The organism is Delftia sp. PX-1 (assembly GCF_055797465.1).
Genome location: NZ_CP184763.1, coordinates 1578359 through 1594476, shown reverse-complemented (window position 1 = coordinate 1594476; position 16118 = coordinate 1578359). Strand labels below are relative to the sequence as shown.

The 16118-nt window shown below is 66.4% G+C and carries 16 protein-coding genes; 8 read left to right on the top strand and 8 right to left on the bottom strand.

From position 1 onward, the window contains the following. Window positions 1–85: 85 nt before the first annotated feature. Both ACN20X_RS07325 and ACN20X_RS07320 read right to left on the bottom strand, forming a co-directional pair. Entirely contained in the window at window positions 86–586 is a 501-nt protein-coding gene (locus tag ACN20X_RS07325; protein ID WP_392450445.1) for a TlpA family protein disulfide reductase, read from the bottom strand. Between the two features lie 46 nt (window positions 587–632). Further along, window positions 633–1241: a hypothetical protein gene (locus ACN20X_RS07320; protein ID WP_392450436.1), complete on the bottom strand. Its 609-nt coding sequence runs from the start codon at window positions 1239–1241 to the stop codon at window positions 633–635. 244 nt (window positions 1242–1485) lie between these two features. Here ACN20X_RS07320 and mpl point away from each other — a divergent pair, with 244 nt between their 5' ends. Beyond that, on the top strand, window positions 1486–2925 hold the full coding sequence (gene mpl / locus ACN20X_RS07315) for a UDP-N-acetylmuramate:L-alanyl-gamma-D-glutamyl-meso-diaminopimelate ligase (RefSeq protein WP_061288105.1): 1440 nt from the start codon (window positions 1486–1488) through the stop codon (window positions 2923–2925). Window positions 2926–3008: 83 nt separating this feature from the next. Here the strand turns inward: mpl and ACN20X_RS07310 are convergent, their stop codons facing one another. Beyond that, on the bottom strand, window positions 3009–3326 hold the full coding sequence (locus ACN20X_RS07310; protein ID WP_016448012.1) for a hypothetical protein: 318 nt from the start codon (window positions 3324–3326) through the stop codon (window positions 3009–3011). Between the two features lie 247 nt (window positions 3327–3573). Between ACN20X_RS07310 and ACN20X_RS07305 the strand changes: the two genes are divergently transcribed. Continuing rightward, window positions 3574–3942, top strand: coding sequence for a YqcC family protein (locus ACN20X_RS07305; protein ID WP_016453140.1), 369 nt, complete (start codon window positions 3574–3576; stop codon window positions 3940–3942). A gap of 57 nt (window positions 3943–3999) precedes the next feature. Here ACN20X_RS07305 and ACN20X_RS07300 read toward each other — a convergent pair whose 3' ends face one another. From ACN20X_RS07300 to rodA, 4 genes are all read right to left on the bottom strand, one after another. Next, the gene (locus tag ACN20X_RS07300) at window positions 4000–5157 is read right to left on the bottom strand and encodes a 3-deoxy-7-phosphoheptulonate synthase (RefSeq protein WP_016453139.1); all 1158 of its coding nucleotides are present in this window, start codon (window positions 5155–5157) and stop codon (window positions 4000–4002) included. A gap of 441 nt (window positions 5158–5598) precedes the next feature. Beyond that, complete coding sequence (locus ACN20X_RS07295; RefSeq protein ID WP_016453138.1) at window positions 5599–6219, bottom strand: hypothetical protein; 621 nt, start codon at window positions 6217–6219, stop codon at window positions 5599–5601. A 97-nt stretch (window positions 6220–6316) separates the two neighbouring features. After that, a complete protein-coding gene (gene tldD / locus ACN20X_RS07290) occupies window positions 6317–7777 on the bottom strand; it encodes a metalloprotease TldD (RefSeq protein WP_016453137.1) in 1461 nt (486 codons plus the stop codon). A 352-nt stretch (window positions 7778–8129) separates the two neighbouring features. Next, window positions 8130–9299, bottom strand: coding sequence for a rod shape-determining protein RodA (gene rodA, locus ACN20X_RS07285; RefSeq protein WP_016448017.1), 1170 nt, complete (start codon window positions 9297–9299; stop codon window positions 8130–8132). 212 nt (window positions 9300–9511) lie between these two features. Here rodA and ACN20X_RS07280 point away from each other — a divergent pair, with 212 nt between their 5' ends. The 6 genes from ACN20X_RS07280 to ruvC are packed head-to-tail and all read left to right on the top strand — an operon-like array spanning window position 9512 to window position 15322. Beyond that, a complete protein-coding gene (locus ACN20X_RS07280) occupies window positions 9512–10096 on the top strand; it encodes a YqiA/YcfP family alpha/beta fold hydrolase (RefSeq protein ID WP_016448018.1) in 585 nt (194 codons plus the stop codon). Window positions 10097–10151: 55 nt separating this feature from the next. Then, window positions 10152–12218: a ribonuclease catalytic domain-containing protein gene (locus ACN20X_RS07275; RefSeq protein ID WP_046983931.1), complete on the top strand. Its 2067-nt coding sequence runs from the start codon at window positions 10152–10154 to the stop codon at window positions 12216–12218. Window positions 12219–12266: 48 nt separating this feature from the next. After that, entirely contained in the window at window positions 12267–13130 is an 864-nt protein-coding gene (locus ACN20X_RS07270) for an energy transducer TonB (RefSeq protein WP_016448020.1), read from the top strand. Window positions 13131–13171: 41 nt separating this feature from the next. Then, on the top strand, window positions 13172–14032 hold the full coding sequence (gene aroE, locus ACN20X_RS07265; RefSeq protein ID WP_473210402.1) for a shikimate dehydrogenase: 861 nt from the start codon (window positions 13172–13174) through the stop codon (window positions 14030–14032). Between the two features lie 7 nt (window positions 14033–14039). Continuing rightward, on the top strand, window positions 14040–14756 hold the full coding sequence (mtgA, locus tag ACN20X_RS07260; protein WP_016448022.1) for a monofunctional biosynthetic peptidoglycan transglycosylase: 717 nt from the start codon (window positions 14040–14042) through the stop codon (window positions 14754–14756). A gap of 17 nt (window positions 14757–14773) precedes the next feature. Beyond that, on the top strand, window positions 14774–15322 hold the full coding sequence (ruvC, locus tag ACN20X_RS07255) for a crossover junction endodeoxyribonuclease RuvC (protein ID WP_016448023.1): 549 nt from the start codon (window positions 14774–14776) through the stop codon (window positions 15320–15322). On the opposite strand, the gene ACN20X_RS07250 is transcribed toward ruvC, so the two are convergent. Then, on the bottom strand, window positions 15319–16107 hold the full coding sequence (locus ACN20X_RS07250) for an alpha/beta fold hydrolase (protein ID WP_262984738.1): 789 nt from the start codon (window positions 16105–16107) through the stop codon (window positions 15319–15321). The two genes, ruvC and ACN20X_RS07250, sit on opposite strands and share 4 nt — an antisense overlap. Window positions 16108–16118 lie beyond the last annotated feature (11 nt).

The window sequence follows — 16118 nt, the reverse complement described above, 5'->3', positions numbered from 1 at the left end:
CGTGCTTTGAGGCATATTTTTCATCAACGTCGCCATGGAATTCGGGGGATTTCCTGAGCCTGCACAGGCTCGGTCGCTGCGGAAATCAGCCTTTTACGCTCCAGGAAGCCAGATCTTCGGTAGTAAGCTCACCTATTTTACGTTGCCGCACCAGGCCATCCTCGCCGAGCAGCACGGTGAAGGGCAGTCCACCCTGCAGATTGCCGAGCGAGCGGGTCAGGCCCAGACCGCCTTCCACCGCCAGCGCCACGGGGAAACGCAGGGGTGTGCGGCCCAGAAAGCGCTGCACTGCCTCGGGCTTGTCCACGGCCAGGCCAATGACCTGAATGCCATGCTGGTCTTGGCGTGCCGAGAAGGCATCCAGCATGGGCAGTTCGCGCACGCACGGCGGGCACCAGGTGGCCCAGAAATTGACCAGCACCGGCTTGCCACGCCAGCGCGACAGCGTCATGGCCGAGCCATCCGGCGTGATGAAACGCTGCTGCCACAGCTGCTCTTCGGCGCTGGACTCCATGGCATGGGGCTGAAATCGCCACCAGGCCAATCCGGCGCCACCCAGTCCCGCAGCGGCGGCAACGCCGCCCATCAGCCAGCGGCGGCGGGAAGATGTGTTTTGACCTGCATCCACGGAATCAGCCACGGTCGGCCTCCCCTTCGCCCTGGTTCAACAGCTTGCGCAATGCCTCTGCGCTGCCACGCGGGCTGCGCCCCTGTCCATCGGGCTTGAGCGCGCCGCGCAGATCGTCAAGATCATGGACCAGCAGGTGCACACCCACATCCTCGTTCAGCGGGCGGCAGAAGGCATGGATGCTCAGCGCCTCCACGCTCTGGCCGGTGAATCCCGTCACGGTGCTGGGTTCGTAGTTCACATGCTGGTTGATCAGTGCGATCTCTGCCGATTTGGGGTCGTCGCAGAACAGTTGCAGATAAATATCGGACAGGCGCGTGGCCGTGCCGCGCCAGACGGCGCCGGCCAGGTGGGGACGGAACTCGGCCAGGCGATCCATCCATTGCAGAGCCAGCTCGCGCAGGGCCTGCAGTTCCTGGGGCTGGGTGTCGGCGCAGAACAGGGCGATGTATTCGCGCACAGCCTCTTCCACCAGGTCATTGCCCGGCAGCGCAGTGCGCGAGGGCAGTCCCAGCTGGCGCACAGCGCGGTGCTTGGCAGGCCCCCATTCCAGACCTTCCTCGACCACGAGGCGGGCCGCAGTCTGGGCAATTTCGGCAGTGGCTTGGTCCATGGCTTTACGATCCGCTGTATCCCTACATATATATAAGAGGCCGTCCCTGCGGATGGCCCCGGGCCATTGTGACCCAAGCCGCGGCAACGCCGGCCGCTGACGGGCTTTGCATGTTCCCGCCAGCGCCTTGCACCGGCGATTTCGCAACCTTGTGTTTCCGGGACCCGGTGCCTGCTGGGCCGCAAGCTCCTGTTTTTGCAGGCCAGCCATCCCGGACATGGCGGCAACCGTAGAATGCCCGGCCATGCACATACATATTCTGGGCATCTGCGGCACCTTCATGGGCGGACTGGCCGCGCTGGCGCGCGAGGCTGGGCACCGCGTCACAGGCTGCGACGCCGGCGTCTACCCGCCGATGAGCGATCAGCTGCGTGCACTGGGCATCGAGCTGATCGAGGGCTACGGCGCCGACCAGATGACCCTGCAACCCGACATGTATGTCGTAGGCAACGTGGTCAGCCGCGCGCGCCTGCCCGACGGCAGCCCCAAGTTCCCGCTGATGGAGGCAATCCTCGAAAGCGGCGCTCCCTACACCAGCGGGCCGCAATGGCTTTGCGAACATGTGCTGCACCATCCGTCCTGCCCGCGCCATGTGCTGGCCGTGGCCGGCACGCATGGCAAGACGACCACGACGTCGATGCTGGCCTGGATTCTCGAATGCGCAGGCCTGGCTCCGGGCTTTCTGGTCGGCGGCGTGCCGCTGGACTTCGGCGTCTCGGCCCGCCTGGGTGCATCCAGGCGCCCGACGCCAGGCGAGGGCCCGGCCGGCGCGGAGCCCGTCTTCGTCATTGAGGCCGATGAATACGACACGGCCTTCTTCGACAAGCGCAGCAAGTTCGTGCACTACCGCCCGCGCACGGCCGTGCTCAACAACCTGGAGTTCGATCACGCCGACATCTTCGAGGATCTCGGTGCCATCGAACGCCAGTTCCACCATCTGGTGCGCACCGTCCCCGCTTCGGGCCGGCTTGTTGTCAACGGTATCGAGGAAAGCATCACCCGCGTGCTGCACCAGGGCTGCTGGAGCGAGGTTTCCAGCTTCGGGGCGGTGGTCAGCGACTTCAGCGCAGAGGGCGATCCGAGCGCCTTCGACGTGCTGCACCGTGGCCGCAAGGTGGCCCGCCTGGAATGGGCGCTGACCGGGGAACACAACCAGCTCAACGCGCTGGCCGCCATTGCGGCAGCCGAGCACGTGGGCGTGACGCCGGCACAGGCCTGCGAGGCGCTGGCGCGCTTTCAGAACGTCAAGCGACGCATGGAGCTGCGCGGCATGGCGGGCGGCGTATCCGTCTACGACGACTTCGCCCACCACCCCACGGCCATACGCACCACGCTGGACGGCCTGCGCCGCAAACTCGGCAGCCAGGCACGCATCCTTGCGGTGTTCGAGCCGCGCAGCAACACCATGAAGCTGGGCACCATGAAGTCGCAACTGCCCTGGTCCCTGGAAAGCGCCGATCTGGTGTTCTGCCACACGGCCGGCCTGGACTGGGACGCCGCCGAGGCGCTGCATCCCCTGGGCGTGGGCCCTGGCCGCAAGGCGCAGGTGGCAGGCGACATGGACACGCTGATCGGACAGATCCTCGCAGCCGCCCGGCCGGGCGACCATGTGGTGTGCATGAGCAACGGCGGCTTCGGCGGCATACACCCCAAGCTGCTGGCCGCCCTGCAGGCCGCAGGCTGAACAAAGAGCAAGCAAGCCCCACCCCAATGAAAGAAGCCCGGGACATGCCCGGGCTTCTTTCATGTGCCTTCGCCTGTCAGCCGTCAGTAGCTGATGGACATGGCGGGCACGTCGACACGGATCAGCGGCTTGGACAGCACGGCCTGGGCTGCAACGGCATAGCTGTTGCGCCACTGCTCGTCGTCGAACAGCCCGGCACGCGAACGCGCCGCGCGCGCCACCACCACCAGCTTGTCGGCCAGCAGTACCTTGCCGCTGGCACGCAGGGGTTCGCAGTCCATGGAGATGAACTGCTGGTCCAGCCAATGCCGTCCTTCATCGGAACTCATGGGGGTGAGCCCGTTGGTGTCCGTGCGGTACTCTTTTCCGGCATCCAACACCACAATCACTTCGCTGCGCATGGAACTCCTCTCGTCATTACTGGATACAACCCCGTGCCTGCTCGCGCGGACAGGGCCGTTACTCATACCGCGAGCTTAACCGCAAGCGCCTTTTCCACACCCCGGGCAAGCTGACATGGCGCAAGCGCCGCAGCCTGGGGCTGGCACTGCCAGCAGCAGGTGTTTCATGGCGGCACGGCGCCCGCTTCAAGGTGCAAACGTACAATCGCCTGCAGATTGGACCCCGAATCTTCATCAACCGCATCGCATGACGACCGACACCACACACCAGAAACTGCTTGACCAGCTGCAGCAGCTCGAAGATGAGCTGCGCGGCCAGAGCCTCTGGTCGGCCGTGGCGCCAAGCCCCGAGGCCATGGCGTCGACCATGCCCTTCATGTACGACACGCTCAAGCTGCAGCAATGGCTGCAGTGGGTTTTCCTGCCCCGGCTGCGTGCCGTGATCGAGGCCGGCGGCCAGCTGCCCTGCCAAAGCCACGTTCATCCGCTGGCCGAACATGAGTGGAGCCAGCCCGTGGAATTCGACAAGCGCCAGTTGCTGGCCCTGCTGCAGGGCATAGACGACACGCTGAACCAGTGCGGTCTGACTCCGCCGGACGCCACATCGTCTCACTGACCACGGAGCGGCCAGGCACGAAAAACGGGGCGCAGACGCCCCGTTTTCTTTTGCGCCTCAGGCAGCCACCAAGGCTGCTGCCGCCTCGGTCTGCTTGACGCGGCGCTGCAGCACGGCGTCGGACAGCTCGGCCAGCGTGGCCAGGGAATCATCCCAGCCCAGGCAGGCGTCGGTAATGCTCTGGCCGTAGGTCAGGGCAGCCACTTCGTCCTTGCCGGGCGTGAACTTCTGGGCGCCGCCCACGAGATGGCCTTCGATCATCACGCCGAACACGCTGCGCGAGCCGCCGCTGATCTGTCCGGCGATGTCGCGGGCCACGTCCTTCTGGCGCTCATGCTGCTTGGAGCTGTTGGCGTGACTGCAGTCGACCATCAGCGTGGGCGTCAGGCCCGCCTTTTCGAGGTCCTCGCAGGCAGCGGCCACGTTGGCGGCGTCGTAGTTGGGAGTCTTGCCGCCGCGCAGGATGACGTGGCAATCCTGGTTGCCCGCCGTGTTCACGATGGCAACCTGGCCATTCTTGTGCACCGACAGGAAGTGGTGGCCACGGCTGGCCGACTGGATGGCGTCGGTGGCGATGCGGATGTTGCCGTCCGTGCCGTTCTTGAAGCCGATGGGCGCCGAGATGCCCGAGGCCAGTTCACGGTGGACCTGGCTTTCCGTGGTGCGCGCACCGATGGCGCCCCAGCTGATCAGATCGGCGATGTACTGGGGAGAGATCACGTCCAGGAACTCGCTGGCGGCCGGCACGCCCAGGCGGTTGATGTCGATCAGCAGTTGCCGCGCAATGCGCAGGCCCTCGTCGATGCGGTAGCTCTGGTCCAGGTAGGGATCGTTGATCAGCCCCTTCCAGCCCACGGTGGTGCGCGGCTTTTCGAAGTACACGCGCATCACGATCTCCAGCGTGTCCTTGTACTGCTCGCGTATGGGCGCCAGGCGGCGCGCGTACTCGATGGCGGCCGCCGGATCGTGGATGGAGCAGGGGCCGACGATGACCAGCAGGCGGTCATCCTCGCCAGCCATGATGTTGTGGATGGTGCGGCGGGTATCGCCGATCAGGGTTTCGACGGCCGTACCGCGGATGGGGAAGAAGCGAATGAGGTGCTCGGGAGGGGGCAACACGGTGATGTCCTTGATACGTGCGTCGTCGGTTTGGCCAGTCTTTTGGGAACCGCCGCGATACCAGGAATCGGCGAGGGAAGCTTGATGAGCAGTCATTGCTTGCTTTCGTGAGGAAAGATGGATCGTGGAAAACGGAGCGAAGAATCGGGAGGGGAAAAACAAAAAACCGCCGGGCTCTGCAGCTTCGGCGGTTCTGAGGGAGGTTTGTTCGGGTGCGCGCGCTTACCTCTCTTCCGCCGGGGAGGAGAACCAAAAGTAAAAGTAGAAGGAGGTACGGGCTTGCATGGGAACTGAATGTAGCACAGTCATTTTTCGCAGTGCAACATGGCCATGGCAGCACGGGGGGCGCACTTCACAGTGCCACAGAGAGCAACCTCAAAATCCTCCACGCACTTAAACTGCTTTTTTAACCGTTCAACGCAAAAATATTTCGTCATCACGGATAAAAACACGATGGCATGCAGTTTTCTTGCATTCACCTTTGAAAACGTGCAAACTCCAGAAAATGACGCTTCCGCGCATCGCGGCAGGCCCGCCTCAACGCCGCAGCAAGGAGTCGCGCAGCCTGCGCAGTGCTCGGCGCAGGGCGCTCCAGGGACGCCAGCGACGCGTCCGGTACCAAGGCTGCATTGCGGCGGCATCGAACCCGCTGGCCACAGCGGCGGATTCCGCAAACATGTCTATCAACAGGCATGCATCTCCCAGCAGGCGCCAGCCCAGACGCTCGCAGCGGCGGAAATGCTCGGGCTCCTGGGCATCGCCCACCAGCACGGACTGCTGCCAGGCGTGCACGACCTCCCTGAACCCCTTGAGCAGGCGCTGGTAGGCGGGAAATTCGTAGAGGGCGTGCCATACCGCCCCCAGCGTGGTGAGGAAGTGCTGGTGGTCCAGCACGGCCAGGTCGAGTTGCTGTATGGCATCTTCCACGGCAGGGCGTGCACTGCCCGCATAGCGCACGCGCACGGCCTCGTCCAGCGCAACGGCCAGCAAGGCCAGTTGCTGGTGCATGGGCTGCAGATCGCCCACGATCAACTCGTTCAGCCAGACGCGGTTCAGCCGCGACTCGCCGGCCCAGGTGCGCCAGTGTTCCGGCAGGCTGCGCAGGGGATGGGCAGAAGTCTGCAGGCCTGGCCGGGAAGGAAAGGAAAGCTGGGTCATGGAATCGGCGCCGGGCGGCGCCCACGGAGCGCGGCGGGCCGCGTCAGGCAGGACAGAGGACCCGCCCCCTGCCATGCAGGGCGCGGGCATGCGACGGTCAGGCCGTGCCGCCCACCGTCAGGCCGTCGATGCGCAGCGTAGGCTGACCCACGCCCACGGGCACGCTCTGGCCTTCCTTGCCGCAGGTGCCCACACCGCTGTCCAGGCGCATGTCGTTGCCGATCATGGTGATGTGCTTGAGCGATTCCGGGCCGCTGCCCACGATGGTCGCGCCCTTGACGGGGTACTGGATCTTGCCGTTCTCGACCCAATAGGCCTCGCTGGCGGAGAACACGAACTTGCCGCTGGTGATGTCGACCTGACCGCCGCCGAAGTTGGTGGCGTACAGGCCCTTCTTGATCGAGGCCACGATTTCCTGCGGATCCTTGTCGCCACCTAGCATGTAGGTGTTGGTCATGCGCGGCATGGGGATGTGGGCATAGCTTTCGCGGCGGCCGTTGCCCGTGGGCTTGACGCCCATCAGGCGGGCGTTCATTGCGTCCTGGATGTAGCCCTTGAGGATGCCGTCCTCGATCAGCACATTGCTCTGGCTGGTGCAGCCCTCGTCATCGACGTTGAGCGAACCGCGGCGATCGGCCAGCGTGCCGTCGTCCAGCACGGTGACGCCCTTGGCCGCCACGCGCTGGCCGATGCGGCCGCTGAAGGCGCTGGCGCCCTTGCGGTTGAAGTCGCCTTCCAGGCCGTGGCCCACGGCTTCGTGCAGCAGCACGCCGGGCCAGCCGGGGCCAAGCACCACGGTCATTTCGCCTGCCGGCGCGGGGCGCGACTGCAGGTTGGTGAGGGCCGCGCTCACGGCTTCGTCCACATATTCCGTGATCTGCTCATCGCTGAAATAGGCCAGGCCAAAACGGCCACCGCCGCCGGCAGAGCCCACCTCACGCCGGCCCTTTTGCTCGGCGATCACGGTGACGGAAAGACGCACCAGCGGCCGCACGTCGGCAGCCAACGTGCCATCGGCGCGGGCGACCAGCACCACGTCGTACTCGCTGGCCAGGCCGGCCATGACCTGGACGACACGCGGGTCCTTGGCGCGGGCCAGGGTTTCGACCTTGCCCAGCAGCTCGACCTTGGCCGTGCTGTCCAGCGTGGCAATGGGATCCAGCCCCGGATACAGCGAGCGGCTTTGCGCGATCTTGGACGCGTTGGCGCGCACGCGCTTGCTCTGGGCCGCGCCCGAGATGGAGCGCACGGTGCGTGCCGCATCCAGCAGGGAGGCCTCGGAAATATCGTCGGAATAGGCAAAGGCCGTCTTCTCGCCGCTGACCGCCCGCACGCCCACACCCTGGTCGATGCTGAAGCTGCCGGTTTTGACGATGCCCTCTTCCAGGCTCCAGCCTTCGGCGCGGGTGTACTGGAAGTAGAGGTCGGCGTCGTCGACCTGGTGGCTGCGGATCTCGGCCAGTGCGCGCGCGAGATGGGTTTCATCGAGCCCGAAGGGCTCAAGCAGCAACTGGCGCGCTGTGGCCAGGCGTTCAATGGTGGGTTCGCGGGAGATCATTCGCCCATTGTAGAGAGCCGGCCATGCCCTCGCCGTGCAACGGGGGCAGCCAACGGCTCATGGGCCTGCAAAAAAGAACGGAATGCCGCCCCACCAGGCTGAGCGGCATTCCGTAGGCATGCATCCGCGTGGATGGCGAACATGCTGGCCCATGTCCGCGCTTGCTTTGTAGCGCGCCTCGGCGTCCGTGGCAAGTGCACGGTCATCCCGCAGACGTTATGGAAACAGGAGCATGCCAGTCTCATGCAGGCTTGGCTTGCTCGCCAAATCATGGAAAGAAACGGAGCTTTCCGGCAGCAGGCATCCAGACTATTTGACATTTGCAGGCGCCTTGGGCGCCGCAAACTGGTGTTCAGAGCGGGCCGCCGCCCTCGCCCGGCAGTTGCCGCTGCGAACGCGCCACCGACATCAGCACCCCCAGCGCCAGCCCCAGCGTGACCATGGCCGTGCCGCCGTAGCTGATGAAGGGAAGCGGCACGCCGACCACGGGCAGGATGCCGCTGACCATGCCCATGTTCACGAAGGCATAGGTGAAGAAGATCATGGCCACGGCCGCCGCCATGAGCCGCGCGAACAGCGTGTTGGCCTGGATGGCGATGGCCAGCCCGCGCCAGACCAGCAGCAGGAAGGAGACGATGATGAACAGGTTGCCGACCAGGCCGAACTCCTCGGAATAGGCGGCGAAGATGAAGTCGGTCGTGCGCTCGGGAATGAACTCCAGGTGGGTTTGCGTGCCTGCCATGAATCCCTTGCCCCAGACGCCACCGGAGCCGATGGCGATCATGCCCTGGATGATGTGGAACCCCTTGCCCAGGGGGTCGCGCGTGGGGTCCAGCAGGGTGCAGACACGGGTCTGCTGGTATTCATGCAGCACGGGCCAGCGCACGCCGTCGGCGCACAGCTGGGGTTCGTACCAGACGATGAGGGTGATGCCGATCACACCGGCCAGCACGGGCGGAACGATGAGCTTCCAGGGCAGGCCCGCGAAGAAGATCACCGACAGGCCGGCCGCCATCACCAGCAGGGAGGTCCCCAGGTCGGGCTGCTTCATGATCAGCCCGACAGGCACCATGAGCAGCACCATGGCGATCACGAAGTCCGTGCCGCGCAGCTGGCCCTCGCGGCGCTGGAACCACCAGGCCAGCATCAGCGGCGTGGCGATCTTCAGCAGCTCGCTGGGCTGGATCACCACACCCACGTTGACCCAGCGCTGAGCCCCCTTCTTGGTGATGCCGAACAGCGCCACCGCCACCAGCAGCGCCACGCCCAGCATGTACAGCGGCACGGCCACCTTCATGAGCTGCTGCGGGGGAATCTGGGCCACGACAAAGAGGATGGCCGCCGCGATCAGCATGTTGCGCCCGTGGTCGGTGAAGCGCGTGCCGTGGTCGAAGCCCGAGGAGTACATGGCGATCAGCCCCGCCGACGCCAGCATGCCCACGAACAGCAGCAACCAGAAGTCAAAGCCCCGCAGCAGCGGGGCAACACGTTGCCAGAGGGAGGGCTTGTCGAATTCGGTCACGGGGATGGTCGGTCGCGGGCACGGGCCGCCATTATCCCGTGGCGCATGCGGCCTAGCCCGGCGCAGGGTTGCCCACGGAGGCGGTTGTCATCCTGCTGTCGGCCCGGGCCTTCCCTGCTGGGCGCCGCCCGCCGCAGCGGCCACAATGGGCCATGAGCCGTCCGGGCCGCATCCGGCGCCCGGCCCCAGCAACGCAAAGGAGAGCGCCCGCCATGACCACCACCCATTTGCTGTATCTGCACGGCTTTCGCTCCTCACCCCAATCCACCAAGGCCCGGCGCATGGCCGAACATGTGGCCACGCGCCATCCCCATGTGCGCTGGTGGAGCCCGCAATTGCCGCCATCCCCGCGCGAGGCGGCCGCCCTGATTGCCGACGGCATAGGCAGCTGGCCGCGAGAGACCATGGCCGTGATCGGCTCCTCGCTGGGCGGCTACTACGCCAGCTGGGTGGCCCAGCTGGCGCGCTGCCGCAGCGTGATGATCAACCCGGCCGTGAACCCGGCGCGCGATCTTGAAAAGTACATTGGCGAGCAGACGTCCTGGCACAACCCCGAGGAACGCTTTTTCTTTCGCCGCGAGTACATGGAAGAGCTGCGCGCGCTGGACACGCGCTCCATGACACCGGCCGCGCCCGAGATGCTGCTGGCGGCCGAGGGCGACGAAGTTCTGGACTGGCGCGAGATGAGCGCGCGCTACCCGCATGCGCTGCAGATCATCCAGGAAGGCGGCGATCACGCGCTGAGCAACTTCGAGGAGTACCTGCCCCAGCTCGACGAGTTCCTGAATCTGGCCTGATGCCGCACACGCCTGCGCGGCAGCTGCCAGCCGCAGCGTGGGAGAATATCGGGCTATGCACGCATTGTTTGAAGAAGCCGGCAAGTTCCTGGCCGGCCGCATCCTCTCCGAAGCCGACACCTCCGCCCAGGTGGAACTGGACTCGGGCAAACGGGTCAAGGTCAAGTCCGCCAACATCCTGCTCAAGTTCGACAAGCCGGCGCCTGCCGAGCTGATCGCCCAGGGCCAGGCAATGGCCGCCGAGATCGATCTGGACCTGGCCTGGGAATTCGCCCCCGAGGAAGAATTCGGCTTCGCCGACCTGGCACGCGACTATTTCTCGGACAATGCCACGCTGGCCCAGCAGGCCGGCGCGCTGTTTCGCATCTACGAGGCGCCGCACTACTTTCGCCGCGCCGGCAAGGGCCGCTTCAAGAAGGCGCCGGCCGAAATCCTGCAGCAGGCGCTGGCCGGCATAGAGAAGAAAAAGCAGATCCAGGCCCAGATCACGGCCTGGGCCGAGCAGCTGGGCGCTGGCGAATGCCCCGGCCCCATACGCGAACAGCTCTACAAGATCCTGTTCCGCCCCGACAAGAACGCCGCAGAATACAAGGCCGTGGTCGAGGCCAGCCGCGCCACGCGCCTGGCACCGCTGGATCTGCTGCACAGGGCCGGCGCCATTGAATCGGCCTACGAATTCCACTGGAAGCGCTTCCTCTTCGACCACTTCCCCAAGGGCACGCAATTTCCGCCGCTGGAGGCGCCCCAGCCTCCGGCAGAGCTGCCGCTGGCCGATGTCCAGGCGTTTTCCATCGATGACTCGGCCACCACCGAGATCGATGACGCGCTGTCGGTGCGCGGCCTGGGCACGGGCACGGTCACCGTGGGCATCCACATCGCGGCCCCCGGCCTGGCCATCGTGCCGGGCACGCCGCTGGACCAGCTCGGCCGCTCGCGCCTGTCCACCGTCTACATGCCCGGCTACAAGATCACCATGCTGCCCAACGAGGTGGTGCAGATCTACACGCTGGACGAAGGCCGCGCCAACCCCGCCGTGTCGCTGTACGTCACCGTGGACGAGGCCACGCTGGAGACCACGGCCAGCGAGACGCGCCTGGAACGCGTGCCCGTGCAGGTCAACTTCCGCCATGACAAGCTGGACCACATCGTCACCGAGCAGTGGCTGGCCGACCCGTCCATCGAGGTCGAGGGCACGCCCGAAGTGCTGCAGGGCAAGCGCGCCGAACTGACGTTCCTGCAGCGCTGGGCCAGGCACCTGAAGGCCGGGCGCGAACTGGTGCGGGGCAAGCCCGAGAACTTCAACCGTCCCGACTACAACTTCCGCCTGGTGGGCAACGGCAGCGCCGAGCCCCGCGGCAACGAGCAGGTCGAGATCACCGTGCGCAAGCGCGGCGCACCGCTGGACCTGATCGTGGCAGAGGCCGCCATCGTGGCCAACAGCACCTGGGGCGGCTGGATGGCCGATCTGGGCGTGCCCGGCATCTACCGCAGCCAGGCCAGCCTGGCCCCCGGCATCAAGGTGCGCATGTCCACCAAGGCGCTTCCCCATGCGGGCATCGGCGTCAAGAGCTATGCCTGGGCCACCTCGCCGCTGCGCCGCTATGTGGACCTGGTCAACCAGTGGCAGATCATTGCCTGCGCGCGCCACGGCAAGACCGCCGCACTGGCCGCGCCGTTCAAGCCCAAGGATGCCGAGCTGTTCGGCATCATCAGCAGCTTTGACGGCGCCTACAGCGCCTACAACGGCTACCAGGCAGGCATGGAGCGCTTCTGGACGCTCAAGTACCTGCAGCAGAACGCCATCACCGAGCTGACGGCCACCGTCATCAAGGAAGGCATGGGCGGCGGCCTGCTGGTGCGCGCCGACGACCTGCCGCTGGTCTTCCCCGTGCTGGGCGTCACCGGCCTGCCGCGCGGTGCCCATGTGCGCGTGCGCCTGGGCGAGATCGACGAGATCGCGCTCGATGTCTCGGGCACGCTGATCGAGCGCCTGGACAGCGACGCCGCCGCTGCCGACGATGGAGCGGAGGACGACGAGGAGGCCGTGGCCGGCCCCATCGCCATCGCCGTGGACATGAACGAGACCGACGGCACGCCCGCGGCCGATCCTGCCCAGCCCTGATCTGCCCTCGCCCCTGCCTCGCATCCAAGCCACTGCCTTAGATCTGACGTGAAACTGCCTACCGCCTTCCGTTCCCTGAGTACGCTGCAGTTGGCACTGGGTGTCTCCATTGCCCTGCATGCCGGGTTGCTCTCGTTCCGGTTCATCGATCCGGAACGCTTCGACCGCGTGTTCCAGGACACGCCGCTGGAAGTCATCCTGGTCAATGCCCGCGCCAACGAGCAGCCCGACAAGGCGCAGGCCATCGCGCAGACCTCGCTGGCCGGCGGCGGCGAAGCCGACAAGGGCCGGGCCTCCAGCCCCATGCCCTACTCGGCGCTCACCGCCGTGGGCGACGACTTCGAGGAACGCCAGCGCCAGATCGACTCCATGCAGGAGCAGCAGACCGTCTTGCTGACGCAGTTGCGCAAGCAGGTCGCGGCCCTGCCGCCGCTGGACCCGCGCGAGGCGGCAAAGCAGACCAAGGAGCAGCAGGCCCAGCAGGAAAAGCGCCAGCAGCTGGTCAAGCTGCTGGCCGAGATCGAAAAACGCATCAACGAAGAAAACGCCCGCCCCAAGAAGCGCTACATCAGCCCGTCCACGCGCGAGGCCGTCTACGCCATCTACTACGACGGCCTGCGCCGCAAGGTCGAGGACAAGGGCACGGAGAACTTTCCCGAGCAGGCCGGCAAGAAGCTCTATGGCGAGCTGGTCATGATCCTCACCGTCAACCACGACGGCCGCGTGCTGTCCACCGAGATCGTGCAGGGCTCGGGCAACCGCCTGCTGGACACCCGCGCCGAAGCCATCGCGCGTGCGGCCGGCCCCTTCGGCCACTTCGGCCCCGCCATGCGCGCCAAGGCCGACCAGATCGCCGTGGTCTCGCGCTTCAAGTTCACGCGTGAGCAGACGCTGCAGACCACGGTCCAGTAGCCCAGTAGCGCCCCGCCCTCTTCGCACTCCATTTTTTCGACATGACTTCCGTTGCCGCCACCTCCTCCGACCGCTACTGCGTCATGGGCAACCCCGTCGCGCACAGCCGTTCGCCCTGGATCCATGCCCGCTTTGCCGAACTGTGCGGGCAGGACCTGCACTACGAGCGCCAGCATGTGGAGCTGGATGGCTTTGCCGAGGCCGTGCGCGGCTTCGTCACGGCAGGCGGACGCGGCTGCAATGTCACCGTACCCTTCAAGCTGGAAGCCGCACAGCTGGCCACCACCTCCAGCGAGCGCGTGCAACTGGCCGGCGCCGCCAACACCCTGGTGCTGGCGGCGGACGGCATCCATGCCGACAACACCGACGGCCTGGGCCTGGTGGCCGACATCGTGCGCAATGCAGGCGTGCCGCTGGCCGGGCGCGACCTGCTGCTGCTGGGCGCGGGTGGCGCCGCAGCCGGCGCACTGGGCTCGCTGCTTGCCGAGCGCCCGCGCCGCATCGCCGTGGTCAACCGCACCTTCGAGCGCGCCCAGGCCCTGGTGCAGCGCCATGCCGCCATTGCCGCGCAACATGGCGTGGAACTGGTGGCGCTGGAGCAGCAGGCCGTGGATGAGGATTTCGACGTGGTCATCAACGCCACCGCCAGCAGCCTGGCCGGTGCCGAGGTGCCCGTGCCGGCCCGCGTGCTGCGCCCTGGCAGCCTGGCCTACGACATGATGTACGGCCCCGCGGCCCAGGGCTTCATGCAGTGGGCCGAACAGCACGGCGCCACGGCCCGCGACGGGCTGGGCATGCTGGTGGAGCAGGCGGCCGAATCGTTTGCGCTGTGGCGCGGCGTGCGCCCGCCCTCGGCCCAGGTGCTGAACGAGCTGCGCGCCCATATTGCTCAAGGCGGCTGAGCGCTTCATGAAATCCCTGGCACGCGCCCTGCTGCTGGTGCTGTGCGCCGGCCTGCTGCTGCAGCTGTTCTTCGTGCTGCGCATTGCGCTGATGGTGGTGGTCGATCCCGAGTCCACGGCCTTCCAGCGCTCCGAAGCCTGGCAGATGCTGCGCAGCTCCGAAGGCCTGCACTGGAGCCAGCAATGGCTGCCCTATGACCGCATCGCGCCCACGCTCAAGCGCGCCGTCATTGCCTCCGAAGACGACAGCTTCACCGAACACCACGGGGTGCAATGGGAAGCCATCGAGAAAGCCTGGCAGCGCAACCAGCGCGCCGAAGCCCGGGCCATGAAGGCCGACAACGGCAAGGCGCCCAAGATCTATGGCGGCTCCACCATCACGCAGCAGCTGGCCAAGAACCTGCTGCTGTCGGGCGAACGCAGCCTGCTGCGCAAGGGGCAGGAACTGGTGCTGACCCAGCTGCTGGAACTGATGCTGAGCAAGCAGCGCATCCTGGAGATCTACCTCAACAGCGTGGAATGGGGCCAGGGCGTGTTCGGCGCCGAGGCGGCCGCTCGCCACTACTTTCGCAAGAGCGCCTCCCAGCTCAGCGCCGCCGAGGCCGCGCGCCTGGCCGTGATGCTGCCCCAGCCCAAGCGCTTCGAGAAGCTGCCCAACTCCGGCTATCTGCTGCAGCGCACGCGCACGGTCATGCAGAGAATGCCCAGCGCCGTCGTCCCCTGAACAGCTACATTCACCCCATGCGCATCCTTGGAATCGACCCCGGTCTGCAGACCACGGGATTCGGCGTGATCGACGTCGACGGCCACCGCCTGGCCTATGTGGCCAGCGGCACCATCCGCACCACGGGCATCGCGCTCGGCGACCTGCCGGGCCGGCTCAAGCTGCTGTTCGACGGCATCTCGGAAGTCGCCAGCCGCTACCAGCCCGACACCTCGGCCGTGGAAATCGTCTTCGTCAACGTCAATCCCCAGTCCACCCTGCTGCTGGGCCAGGCACGCGGCGCCGCGCTCACGGCCCTGGTCAACGCCGGCCTGCCGGTGGCCGAGTACACGGCACTGCAGATGAAGAAGGCCATGACCGGCCATGGCCGCGCGGCCAAGAGCCAGATCCAGGAAATGGTGCGCCGCCTGCTGCAACTGCCCGGCCTGCCCGGCACCGATGCCGCCGACGCCCTGGGCCTGGCCATCACCCACGCCCATGCAGGCGCCGCCATGACGAAGATGGCCGAGGTCACGCAGCTGCAGCGCCGCCAGCATGCGGTCTACAAAGGTGGGCGCGTCTACTAGGACACCAGTGCTTGGCCACCCTGCTCGGCCCTGAGCCTGATCCATTGCGCGATCCGGGGGAACACATCGGATTGCGCGTTGCCGGCCATCAGCAACCTGCTGTGGCTGTAGTCTTCGACAAAACCGGTGGCCTTGCCACACAGCACGAACTCCACATCCGTCCCGCCGAAAGCGCTTGCCAGCGCTTCGCACCCCTGCCAGGGTGCAATCAGGCGGTCTCCAGCACCCGCCAGCGCCAGAACGGGAATACGCACCTGGGAGAGTGCCTGCAGGTAGTTCATGCCGTCATGTCCCACAAATCGGCGCTGGAGATTCCACTGACACCACTGGCGCATCAGTTGGCCGCTTTCCGCCTCGGGCCCCACCATGCGGTTGGCTGCCAGCCAGTTCCGGCGGCCTATCCACGCCAGGTAACCCCGGATCCTGGCCCAGGCCAGCGGCGTGGAGGCAGCATGGGTGGCCTGGGCGGCCAGCAGCACGACACCGGCCAGATGGTCCCGGGCCACATCGGGATTGCGAGCGGCCCAGATGGCTGCCGCAATGCCGCCCCCGCTGTGGCCTATCAGGGTCAAAGGCCGGCCCTGCTCCTCGCTGCGGATGGCCTCGATGGCACTGGCGATGTCATGCCTGGCCACGGCTTCCAGATCATGGCCATGGCCGCAGGCCGGGTTCCGTCCATGGCCGCGCCAGTCGAAGAGCCAAGTGCCGAATCCCTGCGCCGCCAGATACGCGCCGAGCCGGTCGCAGGATGCGGTGCCGGAGAAGGTGCCGTGCGTGATGGCCACGACAGGCCCCT